General features: G+C 67.2%; 19 protein-coding genes. 10 read left to right on the top strand and 9 right to left on the bottom strand.

Going from position 1 to position 20,184, the window contains the following annotated elements; all coding sequences use genetic code 11:
• Window positions 1-65: 65 nt before the first annotated feature.
• From ACVT6V_RS22450 to cofC, 3 genes are read right to left on the bottom strand one after another with little or no spacing between them, the layout of a single operon-like run.
• On the bottom strand, window positions 66-986 hold the full coding sequence (locus ACVT6V_RS22450; protein WP_489896307.1) for an NUDIX hydrolase: 921 nt from the start codon (window positions 984-986) through the stop codon (window positions 66-68).
• Between the two features lie 37 nt (window positions 987-1,023).
• On the bottom strand, window positions 1,024-3,207 hold the full coding sequence (locus ACVT6V_RS22445; RefSeq protein WP_489896306.1) for an RNA degradosome polyphosphate kinase: 2,184 nt from the start codon (window positions 3,205-3,207) through the stop codon (window positions 1,024-1,026).
• 7 nt (window positions 3,208-3,214) lie between these two features.
• Window positions 3,215-4,015, bottom strand: coding sequence for a 2-phospho-L-lactate guanylyltransferase (gene cofC / locus ACVT6V_RS22440; RefSeq protein WP_489896305.1), 801 nt, complete (start codon window positions 4,013-4,015; stop codon window positions 3,215-3,217).
• Between the two features lie 97 nt (window positions 4,016-4,112).
• Here cofC and ACVT6V_RS22435 point away from each other — a divergent pair, with 97 nt between their 5' ends.
• The gene (locus ACVT6V_RS22435) at window positions 4,113-5,117 is read left to right on the top strand and encodes an NAD(P)H-dependent glycerol-3-phosphate dehydrogenase (protein WP_489896304.1); all 1,005 of its coding nucleotides are present in this window, start codon (window positions 4,113-4,115) and stop codon (window positions 5,115-5,117) included.
• 10 nt (window positions 5,118-5,127) lie between these two features.
• Here the strand turns inward: ACVT6V_RS22435 and ACVT6V_RS22430 are convergent, their stop codons facing one another.
• Both ACVT6V_RS22430 and ACVT6V_RS22425 read right to left on the bottom strand, forming a co-directional pair.
• Window positions 5,128-5,685: a DUF3515 domain-containing protein gene (locus tag ACVT6V_RS22430; protein ID WP_489896303.1), complete on the bottom strand. Its 558-nt coding sequence runs from the start codon at window positions 5,683-5,685 to the stop codon at window positions 5,128-5,130.
• Between the two features lie 59 nt (window positions 5,686-5,744).
• Window positions 5,745-5,990 (bottom strand): Lrp/AsnC ligand binding domain-containing protein, encoded by a 246-nt coding sequence (locus tag ACVT6V_RS22425; protein ID WP_489896302.1) that lies wholly within the window; start codon window positions 5,988-5,990, stop codon window positions 5,745-5,747.
• A 97-nt stretch (window positions 5,991-6,087) separates the two neighbouring features.
• On the opposite strand from ACVT6V_RS22425, the gene ACVT6V_RS22420 reads away from it, so the two are divergent.
• From ACVT6V_RS22420 to ACVT6V_RS22410, 3 genes are read left to right on the top strand one after another with little or no spacing between them, the layout of a single operon-like run.
• Complete coding sequence (locus tag ACVT6V_RS22420) at window positions 6,088-7,119, top strand: thiamine-phosphate kinase (protein ID WP_489896301.1); 1,032 nt, start codon at window positions 6,088-6,090, stop codon at window positions 7,117-7,119.
• A gap of 23 nt (window positions 7,120-7,142) precedes the next feature.
• Window positions 7,143-7,664, top strand: a complete 522-nt coding sequence (locus tag ACVT6V_RS22415) for a gamma carbonic anhydrase family protein (RefSeq protein ID WP_489896300.1) — start codon at window positions 7,143-7,145, stop codon at window positions 7,662-7,664.
• Window positions 7,661-8,371: a uracil-DNA glycosylase gene (locus ACVT6V_RS22410; RefSeq protein WP_489896299.1), complete on the top strand. Its 711-nt coding sequence runs from the start codon at window positions 7,661-7,663 to the stop codon at window positions 8,369-8,371. The genes ACVT6V_RS22415 and ACVT6V_RS22410 overlap by 4 nt, the downstream gene beginning before the upstream one ends.
• A gap of 156 nt (window positions 8,372-8,527) precedes the next feature.
• Here the strand turns inward: ACVT6V_RS22410 and ACVT6V_RS22405 are convergent, their stop codons facing one another.
• Together ACVT6V_RS22405 and rpmB are read right to left on the bottom strand one after the other, a co-directional pair.
• A complete protein-coding gene (locus tag ACVT6V_RS22405; protein WP_489896298.1) occupies window positions 8,528-9,340 on the bottom strand; it encodes an enoyl-CoA hydratase/isomerase family protein in 813 nt (270 codons plus the stop codon).
• 126 nt (window positions 9,341-9,466) lie between these two features.
• Entirely contained in the window at window positions 9,467-9,658 is a 192-nt protein-coding gene (gene rpmB, locus ACVT6V_RS22400) for a 50S ribosomal protein L28 (protein ID WP_124706538.1), read from the bottom strand.
• A gap of 286 nt (window positions 9,659-9,944) precedes the next feature.
• Between rpmB and ACVT6V_RS22395 the strand changes: the two genes are divergently transcribed.
• Window positions 9,945-11,612: a DAK2 domain-containing protein gene (locus ACVT6V_RS22395; RefSeq protein ID WP_489896297.1), complete on the top strand. Its 1,668-nt coding sequence runs from the start codon at window positions 9,945-9,947 to the stop codon at window positions 11,610-11,612.
• 8 nt (window positions 11,613-11,620) lie between these two features.
• Entirely contained in the window at window positions 11,621-13,864 is a 2,244-nt protein-coding gene (gene recG / locus ACVT6V_RS22390; protein ID WP_489896296.1) for an ATP-dependent DNA helicase RecG, read from the top strand.
• A gap of 13 nt (window positions 13,865-13,877) precedes the next feature.
• On the opposite strand, the gene ACVT6V_RS22385 is transcribed toward recG, so the two are convergent.
• A complete protein-coding gene (locus tag ACVT6V_RS22385) occupies window positions 13,878-14,276 on the bottom strand; it encodes a VOC family protein (RefSeq protein WP_489896295.1) in 399 nt (132 codons plus the stop codon).
• An 84-nt stretch (window positions 14,277-14,360) separates the two neighbouring features.
• On the opposite strand from ACVT6V_RS22385, the gene ACVT6V_RS22380 reads away from it, so the two are divergent.
• Window positions 14,361-15,068 (top strand): HNH endonuclease family protein, encoded by a 708-nt coding sequence (locus tag ACVT6V_RS22380; RefSeq protein ID WP_489896294.1) that lies wholly within the window; start codon window positions 14,361-14,363, stop codon window positions 15,066-15,068.
• Between the two features lie 9 nt (window positions 15,069-15,077).
• Here ACVT6V_RS22380 and ACVT6V_RS22375 read toward each other — a convergent pair whose 3' ends face one another.
• Window positions 15,078-16,427: an HNH endonuclease gene (locus ACVT6V_RS22375; RefSeq protein ID WP_489896293.1), complete on the bottom strand. Its 1,350-nt coding sequence runs from the start codon at window positions 16,425-16,427 to the stop codon at window positions 15,078-15,080.
• Between the two features lie 112 nt (window positions 16,428-16,539).
• Here ACVT6V_RS22375 and ACVT6V_RS22370 point away from each other — a divergent pair, with 112 nt between their 5' ends.
• Genes ACVT6V_RS22370 through ACVT6V_RS22360 form a run of 3 tightly spaced genes read left to right on the top strand, consistent with a single transcriptional unit; the run spans window position 16,540 to window position 20,170 of the window.
• Window positions 16,540-17,817: a glutamate-5-semialdehyde dehydrogenase gene (locus ACVT6V_RS22370; protein WP_489896292.1), complete on the top strand. Its 1,278-nt coding sequence runs from the start codon at window positions 16,540-16,542 to the stop codon at window positions 17,815-17,817.
• Entirely contained in the window at window positions 17,817-18,740 is a 924-nt protein-coding gene (locus tag ACVT6V_RS22365) for an AAA family ATPase (RefSeq protein WP_489896291.1), read from the top strand. The genes ACVT6V_RS22370 and ACVT6V_RS22365 overlap by 1 nt, the downstream gene beginning before the upstream one ends.
• Window positions 18,740-20,170, top strand: a complete 1,431-nt coding sequence (locus ACVT6V_RS22360) for a vWA domain-containing protein (protein ID WP_489896290.1) — start codon at window positions 18,740-18,742, stop codon at window positions 20,168-20,170. Before ACVT6V_RS22365 ends, ACVT6V_RS22360 begins: the two co-directional genes overlap by 1 nt.
• The last annotated feature ends 14 nt before the right edge of the window (window positions 20,171-20,184 follow it).

The raw sequence follows: 20,184 nt of genomic DNA, 5'->3' as shown, positions 1-20,184 counted from the left end.
CCAGCCGACTCGACCCCCGACGTACTTCCCCCGTCGGGGGTCGACGTGTATCCGGGGGTGGTCTCTCAGACGTCCTCGTAGTCGGTGTGCGGCAACGGGCTGTCGATGTGGTCGGCGGCGACCAGGCGGCCCTGCACGGTCGAGAGCACCCAGACACTGCCCTTCCGATTGCGTTTGGCGGGCAGCGCGATCCCGTCGAGATCGGCCCACCACCGCATCAACGGCGGGATGACCTTGCCCTGGCTGCACACGGCATGGATCGCCGAGGTGTCGGCCGCGATGTCGCGGACGCGCTGGTGGGCGGCGTCGGGGTCCTTCCGGTACGCCTCCTCCGACAAGTCAGGTTCGGGCACGATACCCACCCCCAGGCTGTCGGCCGCCGGTGCGAGGGTCTGCTCGCACCGCACGCGATCGGCGCTGTGCAAGCGTTCGGCTCCGAAACTCGAGAGGAGCTTGGCGAGTTCTCGAGCCTGCTGACGGCCCAATCGGTCCAAGGGGCGCAATCTGTCGTCGCCCTTGTATCGGGACCGTTGTCCGGCGCGAGCGTGACGCACCAGCAGCATCGTGTGTGCGTCGGCCGGTAGCCGCTGGAATTCCTTCAGTATCCTGCGGTCGAGGCGATAGCTCAGTTTCGTGGCAGCCGAAGGGATGTCGAGCCACCGGAGTTCGTCCACCTCGTGATTCGGGGTGAAGTCGCCTCCCAGAGATCGCGCCGACCAATAACGCACACGCTTGCGATGACCGCTGGGAAGGTCATAGCCGACGTCGAGCAGGTGTCGGCCGAGGCGTGTTCGGTGGCCGGTCTCCTCGTGGATCTCCCGAACGGCCGTGGAGACCAGCGTCTCCCCGTTGTCGATCTTGCCCTTGGGCAGCGTCCAGTCGTCGTACCCGGGCCGGTGGACGACGCCGACCTCGACATCGCCGTCGAGGGTCGGGCGCCAGAGGACGCCACCGGCGGCCCATACCGTCTTCGTTGTCTTCGACATCGAAGCGAATCCTAAGGGTCGGAGGTTGCCAGAAGGTTTACGAGCTCGGGTCCGGTCGCCGGCGATTGCGTCGGATCATCTGCCGCTGATGATCGCGGACCTCTTCTCCCTCGGCCGGCGACGCCGACCAGCTGCCGTCGGATTGCAGGATCCAGCAGCGGGTCCGCGGATCGAGTGCCGAGGCGAACACGTCCTCGAGCTCCTTGGTGAGGCGCGCGTCGCGCACCTGGACCATCACCTCGACCCGGCGATCGAGGTTGCGGTGCATCATGTCGGCGCTGCCGATCCAATACTCGTCCTGGGCGCCGAAATAGAGGACTCGCGAATGTTCGAGGAACTGACCCAGGATCGATCGGACGACGATGTTGTCGCTGACCCCGTCCATTCCCGGTCGGAGTGCGCAGATTCCACGCACGACGATCTCGACCGGAACACCGCTCTGCGACGCCCGATACAGCGCATCGATCACCTGCTCATCCACGAGCGCGTTGGCCTTGAGCTGGATGCGTGCCCGGGTGTCGCCGTGGAGGAAGCGGTCGATCTCGATGTTGACGCGGTCGATGATCCCGGACCGGATTCCGTGTGGCGCCACCAGGATGTTGCGGTATTCCTGTTTGCGTGAATACCCGGTGAGCGTGTTGAACAGGTCCGTCAGGTCCGCGCCGATGTCGGGGGCCGCGGTGAACAGGCCCACGTCCTCGTAGAGCCGTGCGGTCTTGGGGTTGTAGTTGCCGGTGCCGATGTGGCAGTAGCGCCGGATCGCGGATCCCTCCCGACGCACCACCAGACATGTCTTGCAGTGGGTCTTCAGTCCGACGAGGCCGTAGACGACGTGTACGCCCGCCTGCTCGAGCTGCCTGGCCCACTTGATGTTCGCCTGCTCGTCGAAGCGGGCCTTGATCTCCACGAGCGCGACGACCTGCTTGCCGGCCTCGGCAGCGTCGATGAGGGCGTTGACGATCGGTGAATCGCCGGAGGTGCGATACAGCGTCTGCTTGATCGCCAGTACCTGCGGGTCCGCCGCCGCCTGTTCGATGAACCGCTGCACGCTGGTGGAGAACGAGTCATAGGGATGGTGGACGAGCACGTCACCCTCCCGCAGCGTGGAGAACACGCTCTTGGGTGTCTCGCGCTCGCCGAAGGCCGGGTGGGTGGCCGGGACGAACGGGCGGTCCTTGAGCTGTGGCCGATCGAGTCCGTTCACCTCGAAAAGGCATGACAGATCGAGTAGTCCGGGTACCTGGATGACGTCGTGGGGGTTCACGTCGAGCTCCCGCAGGAGGAGTTCGAGCATGTGTTCGGTCATGTCGTCGGCGACCTCGAGGCGCACCGGCGAGCCGAAGCGGCGGCGGGCGAGTTCGCGTTCGAGCGCCTGCAGCAGGTCCTCGTCGCGATCCTCCTCGACCTCGAAGTCCGCGTTACGGGTGATCCGGAAGGCGTGATGCTCAACGATTTCCATGCCCGGGAAGAGATGCTCGAGGTTCGCTGCGATCAACGTCTCGAGCGGGAGGAGTGTCGTCCGACGTTCGTCTTTCTTGGACGCATCCGACCGACGCATCAGATCGTCGACCGGTACGAACCGATTCACGTTGTCGGGCACCTTGACCCGGGCGAAGTGCTCGCCGCCTTCGGCTGCGTCCTTGACGGTCACCGCCAGATTCAGCGACAGACCGCTGATGTACGGGAACGGGTGCGCAGGATCGACGGCCAGTGGCGTCAGCACCGGGAACACGTCCTCGTGGAAATAGTCGACGAGACGTGCCTTCTGTTCTTCCGACAGTTCGGCCCAGGTGACGATGTGGATGTCGTTCTCGGCCAGAGCAGGGTTGACCGAATCGAGGAACACACGGGCGTGCCGGTCGGCGATGGTCTGGGTTCGTGCGGCGATCCGCCGCAACTGTTCGCGCGGGGACAGGCCGTCGGCCGATCGCACCGAGAGTCCGGTCTCGTCGCGACGTTTCAGGCCGGCGACGCGCACCATGAAGAACTCGTCCAGGTTGGAGGCGAAGATTGCCAGGAACTTCGCGCGCTCGAGTAGGGGCATCGACGTGTCCTCTGCGAGCGCGAGGACACGGGAATTGAAGTCCAGCCAGCTCAGTTCACGATTGAGATAGCGGTCGTCGGGCAGGTCGGCTGACTCGTCGGGCAGCAGCGTCGCCGCCGGCGGTGCGCCGGGGATGGCTGTGACCGGCTGGGTTGCGATGTCGTCGGCAGGGCTCACCCTTCAATCATGACGCATCGGGGGTGACCCGGAGGTGTTCGGTCTGCGGCGACAGGCCGGATGCCGATGGATGTCCGCGCAGCGCGGCATCCGTGTGATGGCCGAGACCCAGTGAGCGCGCCGCGTCCAGGTCGGCAGCGGTGTCGACGTCGGTCCGCAGGTCGGGCCAGCGTTCGTGGGACGGATCGAGTTCGACGGCCCCGGCCAATCGGTGGGCCGCAGCCGAATCCGGGCCGAACCGCGGCGGCTCGGTGATGTCGACGTCACGTACCAGCATGGTGGTCCCGGTGCCGTCGCGGTCGGCGAGCAATGCCTGCCGAAGTCCGACAGAGGTGTTGAGCACAGCACGCAGGCTCCGGGCGGTCGCGGCGGGCAGGTCGGCCTGTACGAGCAGTACGGTTCGCGCGTGCGGCCATCGGTTGCGCACGATCCCGGTGGCGTGCGTGAAGGCCAGATTCAGCCGGTCCGCGCCGGTCGAGAACTGATCGATCGCCTCCCGGACGCCGACCGTCCCGGCCGCACGGGCGGTCCGCAGGACGTCGTCGTCGGGGCTGATCACCATGACATCGTCGACGCCCGCGCCGCGAACGGCCTCGATCGTGTCCAACATCATGCCGAGGACGAGTGCGCGGTGCAGGACGTCGCGCCCGGGCCCACGGGTTGCCGCGAGTCGCGACTTCGCCTCGTCGAGGCGTTTCACCGCGAGGACCGCAGCGACATCACCGGGGCGGGTGCCGCCCGGGCCGGTGAACGATGTCGACTCCATACCGACCATGATGCCGACCCGCCGGGCGGCGCCGCGACGCACCCTGCGATCCGCCGGGGGAGATCCGTCACCTCGGTGTGGTGGCACCCGCCGAGGCACTAGGGTGAAGGGGCTAGGAGCGGTTGGCGAAGGAGTTGACGTGCGTGCGGTGGTGATGGGTGCGGGCTCCTGGGGGACCGCGATCGGGAAGGTACTGGTCGACGCGGGTACCGACACGACGATCTGGGCCCGTCGGCCGGATCTGGCCGAACGGATCAACACCGATCACACCAATGCCGACTACCTGCCGGGCATCACCCTGCCCACAGAGCTCGCCGCGACGAGCTCAGTTTCAGAGGCGATCTCGGGAGCCGACGTCGTGGTGTGCGCGGTCCCGTCCCAGTCGTTGCGGGCCAATCTCACCGACTGGACGCCACACGTGGCCGCCGATGCGACGTTCGTGTCGCTGGCGAAGGGGGTGGAGACCAGCACCCTGCTCCGGATGAGTGAGGTCATCGCGGAGGTGTCGGGTGCGTCTCCCGATCGGGTGGCCGTGCTGACGGGGCCCAACCTCGCGCGTGAGATCGCCGAGGGGCAGCCCGCGGCCACGGTGATCGCCTGCCCCGACGAGCAGCGGGCGGTCGAATTGCAGCACGCGTTCGCCACCGGATACTTCCGGCCCTACACCAACACCGACGTGATCGGGTGCGAGATCGGTGGAGCGGTGAAGAACGTCATCGCCCTCGCGTGCGGGATGGCGAGCGGTGTGGGATTCGGCCAGAACACCTTGGCGACGATCATCACTCGCGGTCTCGCCGAGACGATCCGACTCGGTGTGGCGGTGGGAGCACAGATCGAGACGATGGCGGGCCTGGCCGGGGTGGGTGATCTGGTGGCGACCTGTTCGTCGCCGCTGTCGCGCAACCGGACGTTCGGCGCCCGTCTCGGTGAGGGTGCCACGATGGCGCAGGCGCAGGAGGCCACCCACGGCCAGGTGGCCGAGGGCGTCAAATCCTGTACGTCCGTCCGGGCATTGGCCGACAAGTTCGACGTCGAGATGCCACTCACCGAAGCGGTGCACGGAGTGTGTCATTCCGGTATGTCGGTGAGCGATGCCGTCAGCTCTCTGCTCGGCCGCCGGCCCAAGCCGGAGATCTACGACTGACAGCTCGTGGTCAACCGAAGTCGAGCGGACCGCGCGGCAGCGTCTTCTCGATCACGGCCGAGACGTCGGTGATGGGACCGTTGCCGGCGTTGGCCGGGACCCAGATCGCCACATACGGTCGGTGATCGACGCACACGTACGCCTGTCCGGAGCCCTCGACCGTGTCGGTGATGAACCACTGCACCGGGTTGATCACCTGGAGATTGCTCGTCGGGGAGAGTTCACTCGGCCGGGAGATGCCGCACCGCAGGGTGACCGCATCGCCATCGCCGTCCGCCGGCCATCTCACGGTGCTGCCGTCCACCTGCTTGTCGCCGAAACCCTCGAACGACTGCGGCAGCGCGGCGATGAGCTTCGCACAGTCCGGTGACGCGGATTCACCTGCCGCATATGACTCGATCGGCGTCGTCTCCTCCGGGCGAAGGGCCGCGAAGACGATGAAGCCGACGATCACCATGGCCGGGATGGCAACCAGTGTCGCGATCAGAGCCGGGCTCAGACGGGGGCCGGTGCCATACCGCGAGTCCACGTCCGCAGGTGAACCATCGTGGTGTTCGTCGTCGCTCACGACAAACACCCTAGTGGTCCGTTTTCGGGCTGATCGGACCCCGCTCGGTGCGGAGTCTCTCAGTGCGGGGTCTGCACCACCGGGCAGGTGAGTGTCCGGGTGATCCCGTCCACCTTCTGGATCTGGGGGACGACGTTCTCGTTGAGATGCGACGCATCGGCGGCGTCGACACGGACGATGACGTCGTAGGGTCCACTGACCTCTTCGGACGTGGCGACACCGGAGATCTCCGCGATCGTCGCCGCTGCCAACGCGGCCCGTCCGACCTCGGTCTGGATCAGTATGTATGCCTGAACCACGCCCATCCTCTCGTCAGCGCCCGGAGTCCGGCTGTAGACCCGGTGACAGTATTGTCGCTGACAACCCCATCCAAGCGCGACTCAGGGAAATCGAGGAGATGTCGTGACCGTCGGAAATGCCGGGGAACCGGTCGATCGGGCACGCACGGTGAGCGAGGTCGGGGAGCGCCGTCTCATCGCCGAACTGACGCGCGCTGCGGCGACGATCGATCCCCTCGACGGGCCGGTAGAGCACATGCACGACATCGTGATCGGCTCGGGCGACGATGCCGCGGTGATCGACACGGCCGGGCCGACGGTCGTCAGCACGGACACCGCCGTGCAGGGACGGCATTTCCGCTTCGACTGGTCGGATGCGCACACCATCGGCGCACGAGCGGTGGTGCAGAGCGCGGCCGACATCGCCGCGATGGGCGGCCGGATCACCGGTGTGGTGGTGTCGCTCGCGTGTCCGACGGATACCACGGTCGCCACCGTCCTCGATCTCAACGCGGGGATCGTGGAGGCGACACACCGCCTCGGTGGACGTGTACTGGGCGGTGACCTGGTGGCCGCCGAACAGGTGGTGCTGACGGTCACCACGATGGGCGCACTCGATGGCGCTACCCCGATCGTCGTCAGCGGAGCGCGGCCCGGCGATGTCCTGGCGGTGACCGGACACACACTGGGGGCCAGTGCCGCCGGGTTCGCACTGCTACTCGACGCCGAACGGCGGGGCACGGCCGAATTGGTCGAACGGTACCCGAGGCTCGTCGACGCGCATCGGCTGCCGCAACCCGACCTCGGGCAGGGCCCGGCCGCGGCACGTGCCGGTGCGCACGCCATGACCGACATCTCCGACGGTCTCGTCGAGGAGTTGATCACGATGGCGGCGGCGTCGCGGGTTCGGGTCGAGGTGGCGAGCCATCTCATCCCGGTCGAGCCGGACATGCGTTCTGCGGCATCGCAGCTCGGGGTGGATCTGGACGAGTGGACCGTCGCCGGTGGGGAGGATCACGAGCTGCTGGCGGCATTCCCGCCCGCGGCGATACCGCCCGGCTGGACACGCATCGGGGACGTCCACGACGGGACCGGGGTGCTCGTGGACGGTCGGCCGATCGGGAGTCGACGAGGCTGGCAGTCGTTCGGCTCCTGAACGACATGCCCTAGATTCGGTGCATGGCTATCTATGCGCTCGGCGACCGCGAACCCAAGATCGGTGACGACGTCTACATTCACCCGGATGCCACGGTTATCGGCGATGTGACACTCGCCGACGGGGTCTCGGTGTGGCCGGGTGCAGTCCTGCGTGGGGACTCCGGCACGATCTCCATCGGTCGTCGGACCAACATCCAGGACGGGACGATCATCCATTGCACCCCGATCGATGCCACGGTGATCGGGGAGGAATGCGTCGTCGGTCACAACGCGCACATCGAAGGCGCGACGATCGGGGATCACTGTCTGATCGCATCCGGGTCGGTGGTGCTCAACGGGTCGACGATCGGCACCGGCGCGATCGTCGGCGCGGGCGCGGTTGTGCCGTTCAAGTTCACCGTGCCGGAACGTCGGATGGCGCTCGGGGTGCCGGCCAAGGTCCGCGAAGGCTACGAGGTCCCGGAAGGACATGTGGACCTCAACGTCGAGATGTACTTCCAGAACGGAAAGTACTTCCGAGAAGCGCTGCGGAGGATCGGGTGAGCACACCGGACGCCGGCGCGGCGCCGTCACCGAAACCGGTGGCGGACCTGATCGATCCGGGTTGGGCGCAGGCGCTGGCGCCGGTCGAGCCGGTCATCGCCTCGATGGGGCAGTTCCTGCGCGAGGAGAACGCCGCCGGCCGCGGTTACCTCCCGGCCGGCAAGAATGTCCTGCGCGCGTTCACCCACCCGTTCGACGACGTCCGCGTGCTGATTGTCGGCCAGGACCCGTACCCCACCCCCGGGCACGCGGTGGGTCTGAGTTTCTCGGTGGCTCCGGAGGTCTCACCGATCCCTCGATCGCTGGCGAACATCTACCGCGAGTACTGCGACGACCTGGGTTTCCCGATGCCCGCCAACGGCGACCTCACCCCATGGGCCAACTCCGGTGTCCTGCTGCTCAACAGGGTTCTCACCGTGTCGCCCGGTGAACCGGCGTCGCATCGAGGAAAGGGCTGGGAGCAGGTCACCGAATGCGCGATCAAGGCTCTCGTCGCCCGCGATTCGGAGCCCCTCGTCGCCATCCTGTGGGGTCGCGACGCCGGTGGACTCAAGCAGTGGTTGCCGGAGGTCCCGGTGATCGAGTCCGCCCATCCGTCCCCGCTGTCGGCCAGTCGCGGATTCTTCGGCTCGCGACCGTTCAGCCGGGCCAACGAGGCCCTCGAGGAACTCGGCGGCGACCCGGTCGACTGGCGTCTGCCCGGCTAGCCAGGGCGGACCTGGGCCCTTCGTGACGCTCGCAAGCTCTCTCCTCAGGGGCCGTGGGGGTGTTCGCGTGTGTGGAGGGTTTGGTCGGCGGAGTCATCTTCCGGTCCCTGAGGAGGCCCGGAGCTTGCGGAGGGCCGTCACGAAGGGTGGCGCCGGCTATCGGCGAACAGACCCGAAGTCCGGCTTGCGCTTGCCGACGAACGCGTCGACACCCTCGATGCCCTCAGGTGACGCGGAGAGTACGGAGATCGATTGGGCCTCCGCACGGAGTTGCTCGCTCAGTGAGACGGTCGCCGACTGCGACAGCAACGAGCGTGTCGCCGCGTCGGACTGCCACGGGCCCGAGGCGATCTTCTCGGCGGCCGACCGAGCCGCGGACTCGACCTCACCGTCGTCGACGACATCGGCCAGAATGCCCAAGGCGAGGGCCTGCTCGGCGCCGATGACCTGGTCGGTGAGGATGATGTGCCGTGCGCGTGCGGCACCGACGACGCGAGGAAGCGTCCAGGTCATCCCGCCGTCCGGCGAGAGACCGATGCCCCGGTACGCCGGACGCATCTTGGTCGACGTGCCGCCGATCGCGACGTCGGCGTGCAGGACGATGCTCATTCCGGCGCCGGCGGCCCAGCCCTTCACCGCAGCGACGACCGGCCGATCGGCTTCGTGGAGGGCCGTGACGAACGCGTGGAAGTTGTCGGCGAGACCGCGCAGATAGGTCGGGCGATGGTCGGCCGAGGCGAAGGCCCGGACGTTTCCGCCGGCGCAGAAGTTGGCGCCGTGGCCCACGAGAAGGATCGCTCCCACCTGGCGCTCGCCACGCGCGACCTCGCGCAGCGCGGCCGCGCCCTCGGTCAGTGCGTCATCCGCGAGCGAGGTGCCCGCGGCGGCGGTGGAGACGGCGATCGTCAGGACGCCGCCGTCCTCGGTGACGAGGGCTGTGGTCGGCTCGGTGTCAGGCTGTGCGGTCATGGTCTGCAGACTCTAGCCGGAACGCACAAAGACCCGATCTCCCGGGGCGAGCGATTGCTCGGTCCGGGAGATCGGGCTCCGTGTGAGGATCGGTCGATCAGTGAGCGGCAACTGCCGCGTCGACGATCAGACGCGCGCGGTCTTACCGGCCTTCAGGCAGGAGGTGCACACGTTCTTGCGCTTGCGGTTCCCCGGCGCGACCTCGACGCGCACCGACTGAATGTTCGGGTTCCACCGGCGGTTCGTGCGCCGGTGCGAGTGCGAAACCGACTTGCCGAAGCCCGGTCCCTTGCCGCAGATATCGCAAACGGCAGCCATCGTCGAACTCCCTTGTGTTGATGAAAGTGGTCGTGTTCTGCCCGCAGTTCCGCGATCGGTGACGATGCACCGACGGGCACAGCTGCAAGGCAACCCTGCAAGAATAGCCGGACCGGTCCTGACCGACCAAATCGGTCCACAGAGCATGGCGTTCTCGTGGGCGTGCGGCGGTCGGCTCGGTGCCGTCCGATGGCCCGGGTAACCTCGAACGCAACTGGCGATCAGCCTGCGCCGGCCTGCTCAGGGTTTCGCCGGCCTGCGCCATTGTCCACGGTAGAGGGGTTTCATGGAGTCGGCGTTCGACGGCGGTCTCATCAAGATGATGAACCCGCAGCTCCTGCGGGACTGGGCGCATGCCGCCGTCGACGGGCTCGAGAGTCTGCGCGGCGAGATCAACGACCTGAACGTCTTCCCGATCCCCGACTCCGACACGGGCAGCAACATGTTGTTCACCATGCAGGCCGCGATGGATGCGATCGACACCCTTCCGGACGACGCGGGCGTCGGGACGGTCGCGCGGACGATGGCCGATGGCGCGGTGGCCCAGGCGCGTGGCAACTCCGGCATCATCCTGTCGCAACTGTTGGTCGGTATATCGGACGCGGCGGAGCTGATGTCCGACGAATCGCACATGACGTTCAATCAGCTGTGGGCGGCGGGCCTGCGGCTGGGGTCGCTGGCCGCGGTCCGCGCGGTGAGTGAGCCACGTGAGGGCACCGTGCTCACCGTCATCCGAATTGCCGCGGAGACGGCTGCCGCCCACGTCACCGAGTCCGCCGGGGACCTGGCCAGGGCGGTCGCCGACGACTGTGCGGAGGCGCTCGAACGAACTCCGGAACAGCTGCCGGAACTCGCCGACGCCGGCGTGGTCGACGCGGGTGGTCGGGGGTTCCTCGCCCTCGCCGATGCGATGGTGGCGGTGCTGACCGGGGTCGCCCAACGACGTCGCCGCTACCGGGGCATTCTCATCGGCGGCGGGCGGCCGGGGCACCAGGAGAACGACACCTGCTCGGGTGGCAGCGACATGGACTTCGAGGTCATGTATCTGCTGGACGGTGCGGCGGGGGAGCAGATCGGATCGCTGCGCGAGACGTTGAACGAGATCGGGGACTCGGTGGTGATCGTCGGTGACAGCTCCGCCGGCGGCGAACGGTTCTCGGTTCACGTCCACACCAGCGATCCGGGCAAGGCGGTCGAGGCAGGCGTGGTGCGCGGACCGCTCTCCGACATCCGGATCAGTTGTTTCGCGCTCGACGCGATCCGCGCCCAGGTCGACACCACCGAACCGCCACCCCGGAACAAACGTGCCGTGGTCGCCGTGGTGACCGGTGCCGGTGCGGCAGAGTTGTTCGCCGAGGCCGGCGCCGCGGTCCTGTCCGCCGACGACGGGCTGACGCCGGAGGCGTTGACCGAGGCGATCCGTGCCACCGACAGCGCCCATGTCGTCGTGATGGCGAACGGCAAACTGTCCGCGCAGGACCTCGTCTCGGTCACCGCCGCCACGCGTTCGACCCAGCGGTCGGTGGTGTTTCTGCCGACATCGTCGATGGTGCAATGTCTTTCGGCGCTGGCCGTCCATGATCCGGGCGAGGCGCCGGACCCGGACACCTATGCGATGGCCGAAGCCGCGGCCGGCACCAGGTGGGGATCGCTGGTGCGTGCCCCGAGTCGGATCATGACGCTGGCCGGTACCTGCGAGGTCGGCGACGTACTGGGGCTGATCGGTTCCGACGTCCTGGTCATCGCGCCGGACCAGACCGGCGCGGCCACCGCACTGGTCGACCTGATGCTGGCCACCGGTGGCGAACTGGTGACCGTGATGGCCGGGGCCGGCGTCGACGACGCCGCGCTCGAGGCCCTGAGTCAGCAGATGCGTCGCAGTTATGCCGGCGTCGAGCTCGCGATGTATCGGACCGGCCAATCCGATCAGCTGCTGCAGGTGGGAGTCGAGTAGTGCTCCGGATGGCGGACGGCCTCGACGTGGTCCTCGACCCGAAACTCGTCGCACGGCTGGAATCCATCGGAGTCGCGACGGTGGGCGAACTGCTGCGCTATGCGCCGCGGCGCTATGTCCGGCAAGGTCAGCTGTCCAACGACGAGCTACCTGTCGATGACGAGTGGGCGACGATCGTCGGCCGGATCACCGCGGCACGGATGATCCAGATGCGCAAGCGCCACGGTCAGTTCCTCAAGGTGACCGTGACCGACGGCAACCACTCCTACGAGGCCAACTTCTTCAACGCCAGGTTCATCCAGCAACGCCTCAAGCCGGGCGCGCGCGTCATGATGGCCGGGAAGGTCAAGACCTTTCAGGGCAAGGTGCAGCTGTCGCATCCGGAATGGGCGGTGCTCCCCGACGGCGACCCCGAGGTCGACCGCGTCGTCGGATCGGCGATGCTGACGGAGATGTACTCGGTGGAGGCGGAGATCACCGGCGGGGTCGACGAGGCGGGGCTGGACCGCCCGATCGTTCCGATCTACCCGTCCACCAAGGAGATCCAGACCTGGAACATCTGGGGTGCCGTACGCCGGGTACTGGCTGCCCTCGACGCCGCCGACGAGGTGATCCCGGACGCACTGACGCCCGAGCAACGCTCCGCTCGCGAGCTGATCTCCACCGACGACGCATTGCACCGCATCCACCTGCCGGACACCGAAGACGACATCGACACGGCGCGAGCCCGGCTGAAGTTCGACGAGGCGCTGGCCATCCAGACCGTCCTCGCCCAGCGGCGGGTGGCGGGCCGAACCGAGCACGCGCCGATCTGCCCGCATGTCGACGGTGGGCTGGAGGACCGGCTGATGGCGCGTCTGCCGTTCACCCTGACCGACGGACAGCAGGCGGTGGTCGCCGAGATCGCGGACGAACTCGGCCGCGACGTGCCGATGAGCCGACTTCTCCAGGGTGAGGTGGGGTCCGGTAAGACCCTGGTCAGCCTTCTGGCCATGTTGCGCGTGGTCGACAACGGGCATCAGTGCGCGATCCTCGCGCCTACTGAAGTGCTTGCCGCGCAGCACTATCGGACGATGCGGACGATGCTGGGAGATCTGTCCGAGGCGGGTGAACTGTCCGCGGCCGAGGGCGCCACGAAGGTGGTGCTGCTGACGGGGTCGATGAAGACCGCCGGAAAGCGGCAGACCCTTCTCGATGTCGTCACCGGTACCGCGGGCATCGTGATCGGCACCCACGCGCTCCTCGAGGAGAACGTGACCTTCTTCGACCTCGGCATGGTCGTCGTCGACGAACAGCACCGATTCGGTGTCGAGCAACGAGATGTACTGCGGGCCCGAGGAAAAGACGGCCTCATGCCGCACTTCCTGGTCATGACGGCGACACCGATTCCACGGACCGTCGCGATGACCGTGTTCGGTGACCTGGAGACGTCGGTCCTCACCGAGCTGCCCCGCGGCCGACAGCCGATCAGCACCTCGGTGGTGCCGATGGGCAACGCAGCCTGGGTCGATCGTGTGTGGGCGCGTGCTGCGGAGGAGATCGGCGCCGGTCGACAGGTCTACGTGGTCTGCTCCCGGATCGGCGATGACCCCGACGACAAGAAGTCGAAACGTGCGAGTGCGAACGAGGGGCCGGCGCAGAAGAGCACATCGGTGCTCGATCAGTACGCAGAGCTGCTTGCGGGACCCCTCGGTGGATTCCGGATCGAGATGCTGCACGGGCGGCTCCCCGCCGACGACAAGAACGCCGTGATGGACGCGTTCGGTCGCGGCGAGATCGACCTGGTGGTGTCGACGACGGTGATCGAGGTCGGTGTCGACGTCCCGAACGCCACGATGATGGTGATCGTCGACGCCGAACGATTCGGGGTGAGCCAGCTACACCAGCTGCGTGGTCGCGTAGGCCGTGGTCAACATCCCGGATTGTGCCTGCTGATGAGTTCGGCGCCGCCGATTTCGCAGGCGATGGAACGGTTGCGGGCGGTCGAAGCGTCCAATGATGGATTCGAACTCGCTCGGGTCGATCTGGAGCAGCGGAGGGAGGGTGATGTCCTCGGATCGCTGCAGTCCGGCGGCACCTCATCGCTGCGGTTCCTGTCCCTGCTGGACGATGCCGACGTCATCGCGGACGCACGCGAGTTCGCCGAGGAGATCGTGGTCGCGGATCTGCCGCTGGCCGAGCATCGTCCCCTCGCCGACCTCGTCGACGCGATCCTGGTACCCAACAAGGTCAAATACCTGGACAAGTCGTGACCTCTGCGGCGGGTCAGATCGTCTGTCGATCCAGGGCATCCGCGGTGACCGGGGTGAACAGATTGATCAGATTGCCGTCGGGATCGCGGAAAAGCAGCGAGCGGTTACCCCACGGCATCGTCGTCGGTTCCTGGACGACCTCGTCGAGTCTCCCCGCCAACCGCTGATACTCGGCATCGACATCGCCGACCCGGAACTCGATGATCACCGACCGATTGGCCCTCGGGACGGCACAGCCGTCGGCGAACATCGCCACCGTCCGTTCGCTTGCCAGCGCGAGGGTTCCGGAAGGGGTGAGGATCTCGGCGAATTCGGTGGTCGCCCACCGCGCCGAGGAAGCGGTGACGTGCTCGTAGAACTCCACGAGACGCGGCAGTGAGTCGGTGATGATGCGGATCGAGACGAGGTTCACGGGTCTTCCTTCGGTTGAGGCGGTGCGGCCAGATCGACGGTCACCGACGACGCTATGGCCGATCCCGGACAACGAGTGTCCGCAATGAATCGAGCTGCACCGCAGTGGCCGTGGCGGTGGTGGCTGATCCTGATGGGGTGCGTGGGCACCGCGGTCGTCGTGGCGGTCGGCACGGTGTCGTCGGGCCCTGAGCCGTCGAACCCGGCGCTGACCGCCCAGGCTCACCGCGCCACTGCACTCCTCTCGCGTATCTCCGTTGTCGCACAACGACCATCGAGATCGGACTATCGGCGCGAGGCGTTCGGTTCCCCGTGGACCGACGCCGTCGCGGTGGCGGGCGGTGGCAACGGGTGTGACACGAGAAACGATGTGCTCGGCCGTGACCTCACTGACACGCGCCGGGCGGCGATCGCGTCGTGCCCCCGGGCGGTGATCTCCGGCGAGTTCCGTAGTCCGTACACCGGCGACTTCCTCGTCTTCCGCAGGGATCGTCGCGCAGGCGCAGTCCAGATCGATCACATCGTTCCACTCTCGTACGCGTGGGACATGGGTGCATGGTCGTGGCCACCGACGACCCGCATGAACCTCGCCAATGATCCCGCGAATCTCGTGGCCGTCGATGCGGCATCGAACCTGACGAAGTCCGATCAGGGCCCGGCACAATGGATGCCGCCCAACCGGGCGTTCCACTGCCAGTACGCGATCCAATTCGTGGCGGTGACGGCCGCCTATAATCTCGACCTCGACGCCGCGTCGCGCGACGTTCTGTCGCGAGTGTTGGGCCGGTGTTGAACGGCGGAACTACGCGGCGTTCACCAGCGCATGCAATCGGGTCTCGACAATGCTGACCGTCGGTGCTCGAAATCCGACGGCCGGGGGAGCGGCGGAGATGAGGACACCGCCGGTGGGCGTACTGATCTCGACGGTGTGGCCTCCAGCCGCCTTGATCACGGTGAAGCGCCAGCCGCCGGCCTCCTTCGCCAGATTGTGTGCACGGCACAAACCGTCCCCGTTGGAGGCGGATGTCGGTCCACCGTGTCGATGTGGCCGTGCATGATCGATCTCGGCGACCGTTCCGCCACAGTACGGCGTCCGACATCGCCGATCGCGTCTCGCGACGAAATGTGCCAGTGCCTTGGGAAAGCCGCGCGATCGGGCGTCCATCGACACGAGGGTCCCATCGCGCGGCCGCGCATACAGACGTCGGATGGTCGAGACGGTCTCCGCGTCGTCTGCGGTTCCGTCCGCGATCATCCGCCGGGCCAGGTGACCGGGAATCGGCCCGAATCCGGGTATCTCGGCCGCCTCGTCACTGTCGGTGAGCAGAGTGCGCTCCGGGATCACGACATCGACAGCGACCGGAACCGCCGCGGCGTTCGCCTGACCGGTCACCCGTTCGACCAGTGTGTCGGCCATGATCTGTGCATGCGTCCGGTCGTCGGCGCCGAGAATCGAGTCGGCGTGCGCCTTGAGAGAGGCATAGACCGCGACACCTTGGGTCAGGGGCAGCAGCGCCGACAGTTTCGTCATCAGATCCGGTGCCGGCCGCACGCCGACCCGGCGATCTTTCGTCGCCGCGGACGAGCGGGCCACCACGGCGTGCGGATCGAGCTCGTAGGCGAGCTTCTTGACGGATGCGTCGAGTTCCTTGTCGCTCACACCCTCGAGCGTCGACGGGCTCGCGCACATCCGGCGGTCGATCTCGGTCCGGGTCTCGCGTGTGAGGTAGGCGGTCTCGCGGACCAGGATCGTCGCGCGCCATTCGGTGAGCCGTCCGGAGGTGAGGGCCGCATGAGTGTGGGGCATCTCGTGGGCGAGCGCCCGCGCGAAGCCACGGAACTGGCCGCCGCGACGGGGCGACACCTTGCGCGCGATGCCGATCTCGGCGGACAGCCCGCGACCGCGCCGTCGGAGGGGCACGTTGCGCATCTCTTCATCGGTGGCCCGCAGTTCCTCGACACGGGCGGTCTCGCGGACCTGTGCTGCCGCGCACGCGGATTTGACCTCTTCGAGGATCGTCAAGCGCTGCATCGAATCGGATTCCGACGTGCCGCAGGGCAGGTCGGCAAGCTTCACGACGAGTGATCGCAGATCGTCGGTCGAGTCCATGGTTCCCCCCGGTGAGCTCATCAGATCGGTTATCGAACTCATGTTCGAGTGTATCAGGCCGTGGTGACCCGGGCAACAGGCGGCGTTGGGGTGGTGCCTGCCGCCCCGCTACTCTGGTGGACGACATAATTTCGCAGGCGAAGTCGAGGATTTCATGAGTGCACCCACCGCCGAACCGGCCGTGGTGGCGACCGACGTCGAACAGGTCGTCACGGGTCTGGCCAAGGCTGCCAAGGTCGCGTCTCGCGCGCTCGGCGGTCTGACGACCGCCGCGAAGAACGAGCTGCTGCTCGCGGCCGCGGAGGCCATCGAGGCGAACAGCGAGTCCGTGCTCGCGGCCAATGCCACCGACATCGCGCGGGCCGAGGCAGACGGCACGGAGGCCAACCTGATCGACCGGCTGCGCCTCACCCCCGATCGGGTGACCGGTATCGCCGACGGGCTGCGTCAGGTGGCCGTCCTGCCGGATCCGATCGGTGTCGTCGTGGCAGGCAAGACGCTGCCGAACGGACTCGAGCTGCGGCAGGTGCGTGTTCCGCTCGGCGTTGTCGGCATGGTGTACGAAGCCCGGCCGAATGTGACCGTCGACGCTTTCGGCATCGCGTTCAAGTCGGGCAATGCCGTCCTGCTCCGCGGATCGTCGTCGGCCGCCGACTCCAACGCCGAGCTGGTCCGCATCCTGCGTGACGTGCTGCGCGAGAAGAACATCAACGCCGACGCGGTGGCCCTGCTGCCCAGCGAGGACCGTTCCAGTGTCACGGCCCTGATCCGGGCTCGTGGCCTCGTGGACGTGGTGATCCCGCGCGGTGGTGCCGGCCTGATCAATGCCGTGGTGGCCAATGCGACGGTGCCGACCATCGAGACCGGCACCGGCAACTGCCACGTCTACGTGCATGCGCTCGCCGACATCGACGTCGCGACCCGCATCATCCTCAACTCCAAGACCCGTCGTCCCAGCGTGTGCAACACCGCCGAGACCGTGCTCATCGACAAGGCGGTCGCCGCCGATGCGATGGGGAAGATCAGCCAGGCGCTGCGATCGCAGGGCGTCGTCATCCACGGCGACGAACCCGACATGGAGCCGGCCACCGAACAGGATTGGGCCGAGGAGTATCTGTCGATGGACATCGCGATGAAGGTCGTCGACGACCTCGACGCCGCCGTCGCTCACATCGACATGTACGGAACCGGCCACACCGAGGCGATCGTCACGACCGATCTCGCCGCAGCGCGGGAGTTCACGTCCCGGGTCGACGCGGCCGCCGTGATGGTCAATGCGTCGACTGCCTTCACCGACGGCGAGCAGTTCGGCTTCGGTGCCGAGATCGGCATCTCCACGCAGAAGCTGCACGCCCGTGGACCGATGGGGCTTCCCGAACTCACCTCGACCAAGTGGATCGTCTGGGGCGACGGCCACATCCGGCCGGCGTGATGGCTGACGCGACGACCGCCGCGGGCGGCGGGCCGACGACCGTTCCGTCCTTTTCCGATGTCGCCGATGTGGTCTCGCGCCTGCGAGCCACCGGCTATCTCGCCGACGACGCCACGGCCACGTCGACCTACCTCGCCGATCGGCTGGGCAAGCCGTTGCTCGTCGAAGGCCCCGCAGGTGTGGGCAAAACCGAACTGGCACGTGCGATCTCGCAGGCGACCGATGCCGAGCTGATCCGGTTGCAGTGCTACGAGGGGATCGACGAGGCGCGCGCACTCTACGAGTGGAACCACGCCAAGCAGATCCTGCACATCCAGGCCACCGGAAACCGCGACTGGGACGAGGCGAAGACCGACATCTTCTCCGACGAGTTCCTGTTGCCGCGACCATTGCTCAAGGCGATCTCCCGATCCGAGCCGACGGTCTTGCTCATCGACGAGGTGGACAAGGCCGACGTCGACATGGAGGGGTTGCTGCTCGAGGTACTCAGCGACTTCGCCGTCACCATCCCGGAGATGGGGACGGTCGCCGCCGCCCGACGACCGGTGGTGCTGCTGACGTCGAACGCGACTCGCGACCTGTCCGAGGCGCTGAAGCGTCGCTGTCTGTACCTCTACATCGACTTCCCCGACGCCGCGCGCGAACGCGAGATCCTCGCGTCGCGGGTGCCGGGACTGTCCGATGCCCTCGCCGCCGAACTGGTCCGGGTGATCGGGGTGCTGCGAACGCTCGACATCCGTAAGAAGCCGTCGGTCGCCGAGACCATCGACTGGGCAAACACGTTGCTCGCGTTGGGCGCCGGAGAATCGGGCGGCGACACATCCGGCAAGCTCGACGACGGGCTCATCGCCCGCACGCTCGGTGTGGTCCTCAAGCATCGCCCAGACCTGAAGACGGCGCTCAAAGAACTCAAGTTGGGCTGATGTCCACCGCGCCCGATGCCGACGAGGTGCCGCTGATCGCGCATCTGACCGGGTTCGTCGACGAATTGCGTGCCCGCGGAATCGTCGTCGGACCGTCGTCGCTCATCGATGCCGCTCAGGCCGTGGAGGTGCTCGACCTCATCGATCGGCGCAGTCTGCGGGAAGGTCTGGCCACCACCCTGATCAGCGATCACATGCATCGCAAGGTCTTCGACACCGTCTTCGACCTGTGGTTCCCACTGGGGACCGGGGCGCGGACCACCGCGACCGAGTTGCCGCGCACACCCGACGGGGAGATCGACGTCGACGCCGTGCGGGACATGATCGCCGACCTGCTGGCCGACGAAACCGCCGACGCCGACGGCCGACTCGCACAGATGGTCTCCCTCATCGTCGATCAGCTCGGGCGCTACGAATCCACTCGCGGTGAGGCGTTCTCGGCGTATCAGGCTCTGTCCCAAGTGAACCCGCAGACGTTGATCGCCAAGATCGCCGCAGCCATGGCCGGGGGTGGCGACGATGAGGGCGGGCTCGGCGACCGGCCGGGAACCGAGCCGATGTACCGCCGCGCCGCCCGGGCGCGCTCGGCCGATCTCCGGGCCGCGATCGAGGCGGAGACCCAACGTCGTATGGCCGGCGCGAAGGGCCGGGACCGTGTCGCCGACTACGCGATCCCGCAGCTGCCGGAGAACATCAACTTCCTGTCCGCCGGCGCGAAAGACCTCGCCGAGATCCGACGTACCATCCAGCCCTTGGCCCGGTTGCTGGCCTCGAAGCTCGAGATCCGGCGCCGCCGTGCGCATCGCGGGGCCGTGGATGTGCGAAAGACCCTGCGGGCGTCCATGTCGACCGGCGGGGTGCCCATCGAACTCAGCCACCGCAGACCGAGGCCCGGCCGTCCGGAACTGACCATCATCTGCGACGTGTCCGGCTCGGTCGCCGGCTTCTCGCAATTCACGTTGCGGCTCGTATACGCTCTGCGGCAACAGTTCTCGAAGGTTCGCGCGTTCGCTTTCGTGGACACCGTGGACGAGGTGACCGACTTCTTCGACACCGGCGCCGACGACGAGGACTTCGGGACGAACATGCACCGGATGATCACCACGGCACGGATCAGCACCCGCGACGGACATTCCGACTACGGCAACATGCTCAAAGGATTCGTCGACGAGTACGGCGAATCATTGACCCACCGCGGGGCGTTGCTGATCCTCGGCGACGCCCGCAACAACTATCACGACCCGCGCCTGCGCGCGCTGGCCGAGCTCACCGAGCGTGCCCGCCATGCGTACTGGCTCAACCCGGAGGCCAGGGCGAACTGGGGGACCGGCGACTCCGCGGCCGTCGAGTACGCGGAGATCATCGAGATGTTCGAGTGCCGGAACGCCACTCAACTCGGCCGCGCCATCGCGGACCTGCTCCCCGTGTGACCGACTCCTCGCGC

Source organism: Gordonia sp. LMA167 (assembly GCF_058130025.1).
Note: the sequence above shows the minus strand (reverse complement) of the source record. Positions and strands in the feature narration are given on the sequence as shown.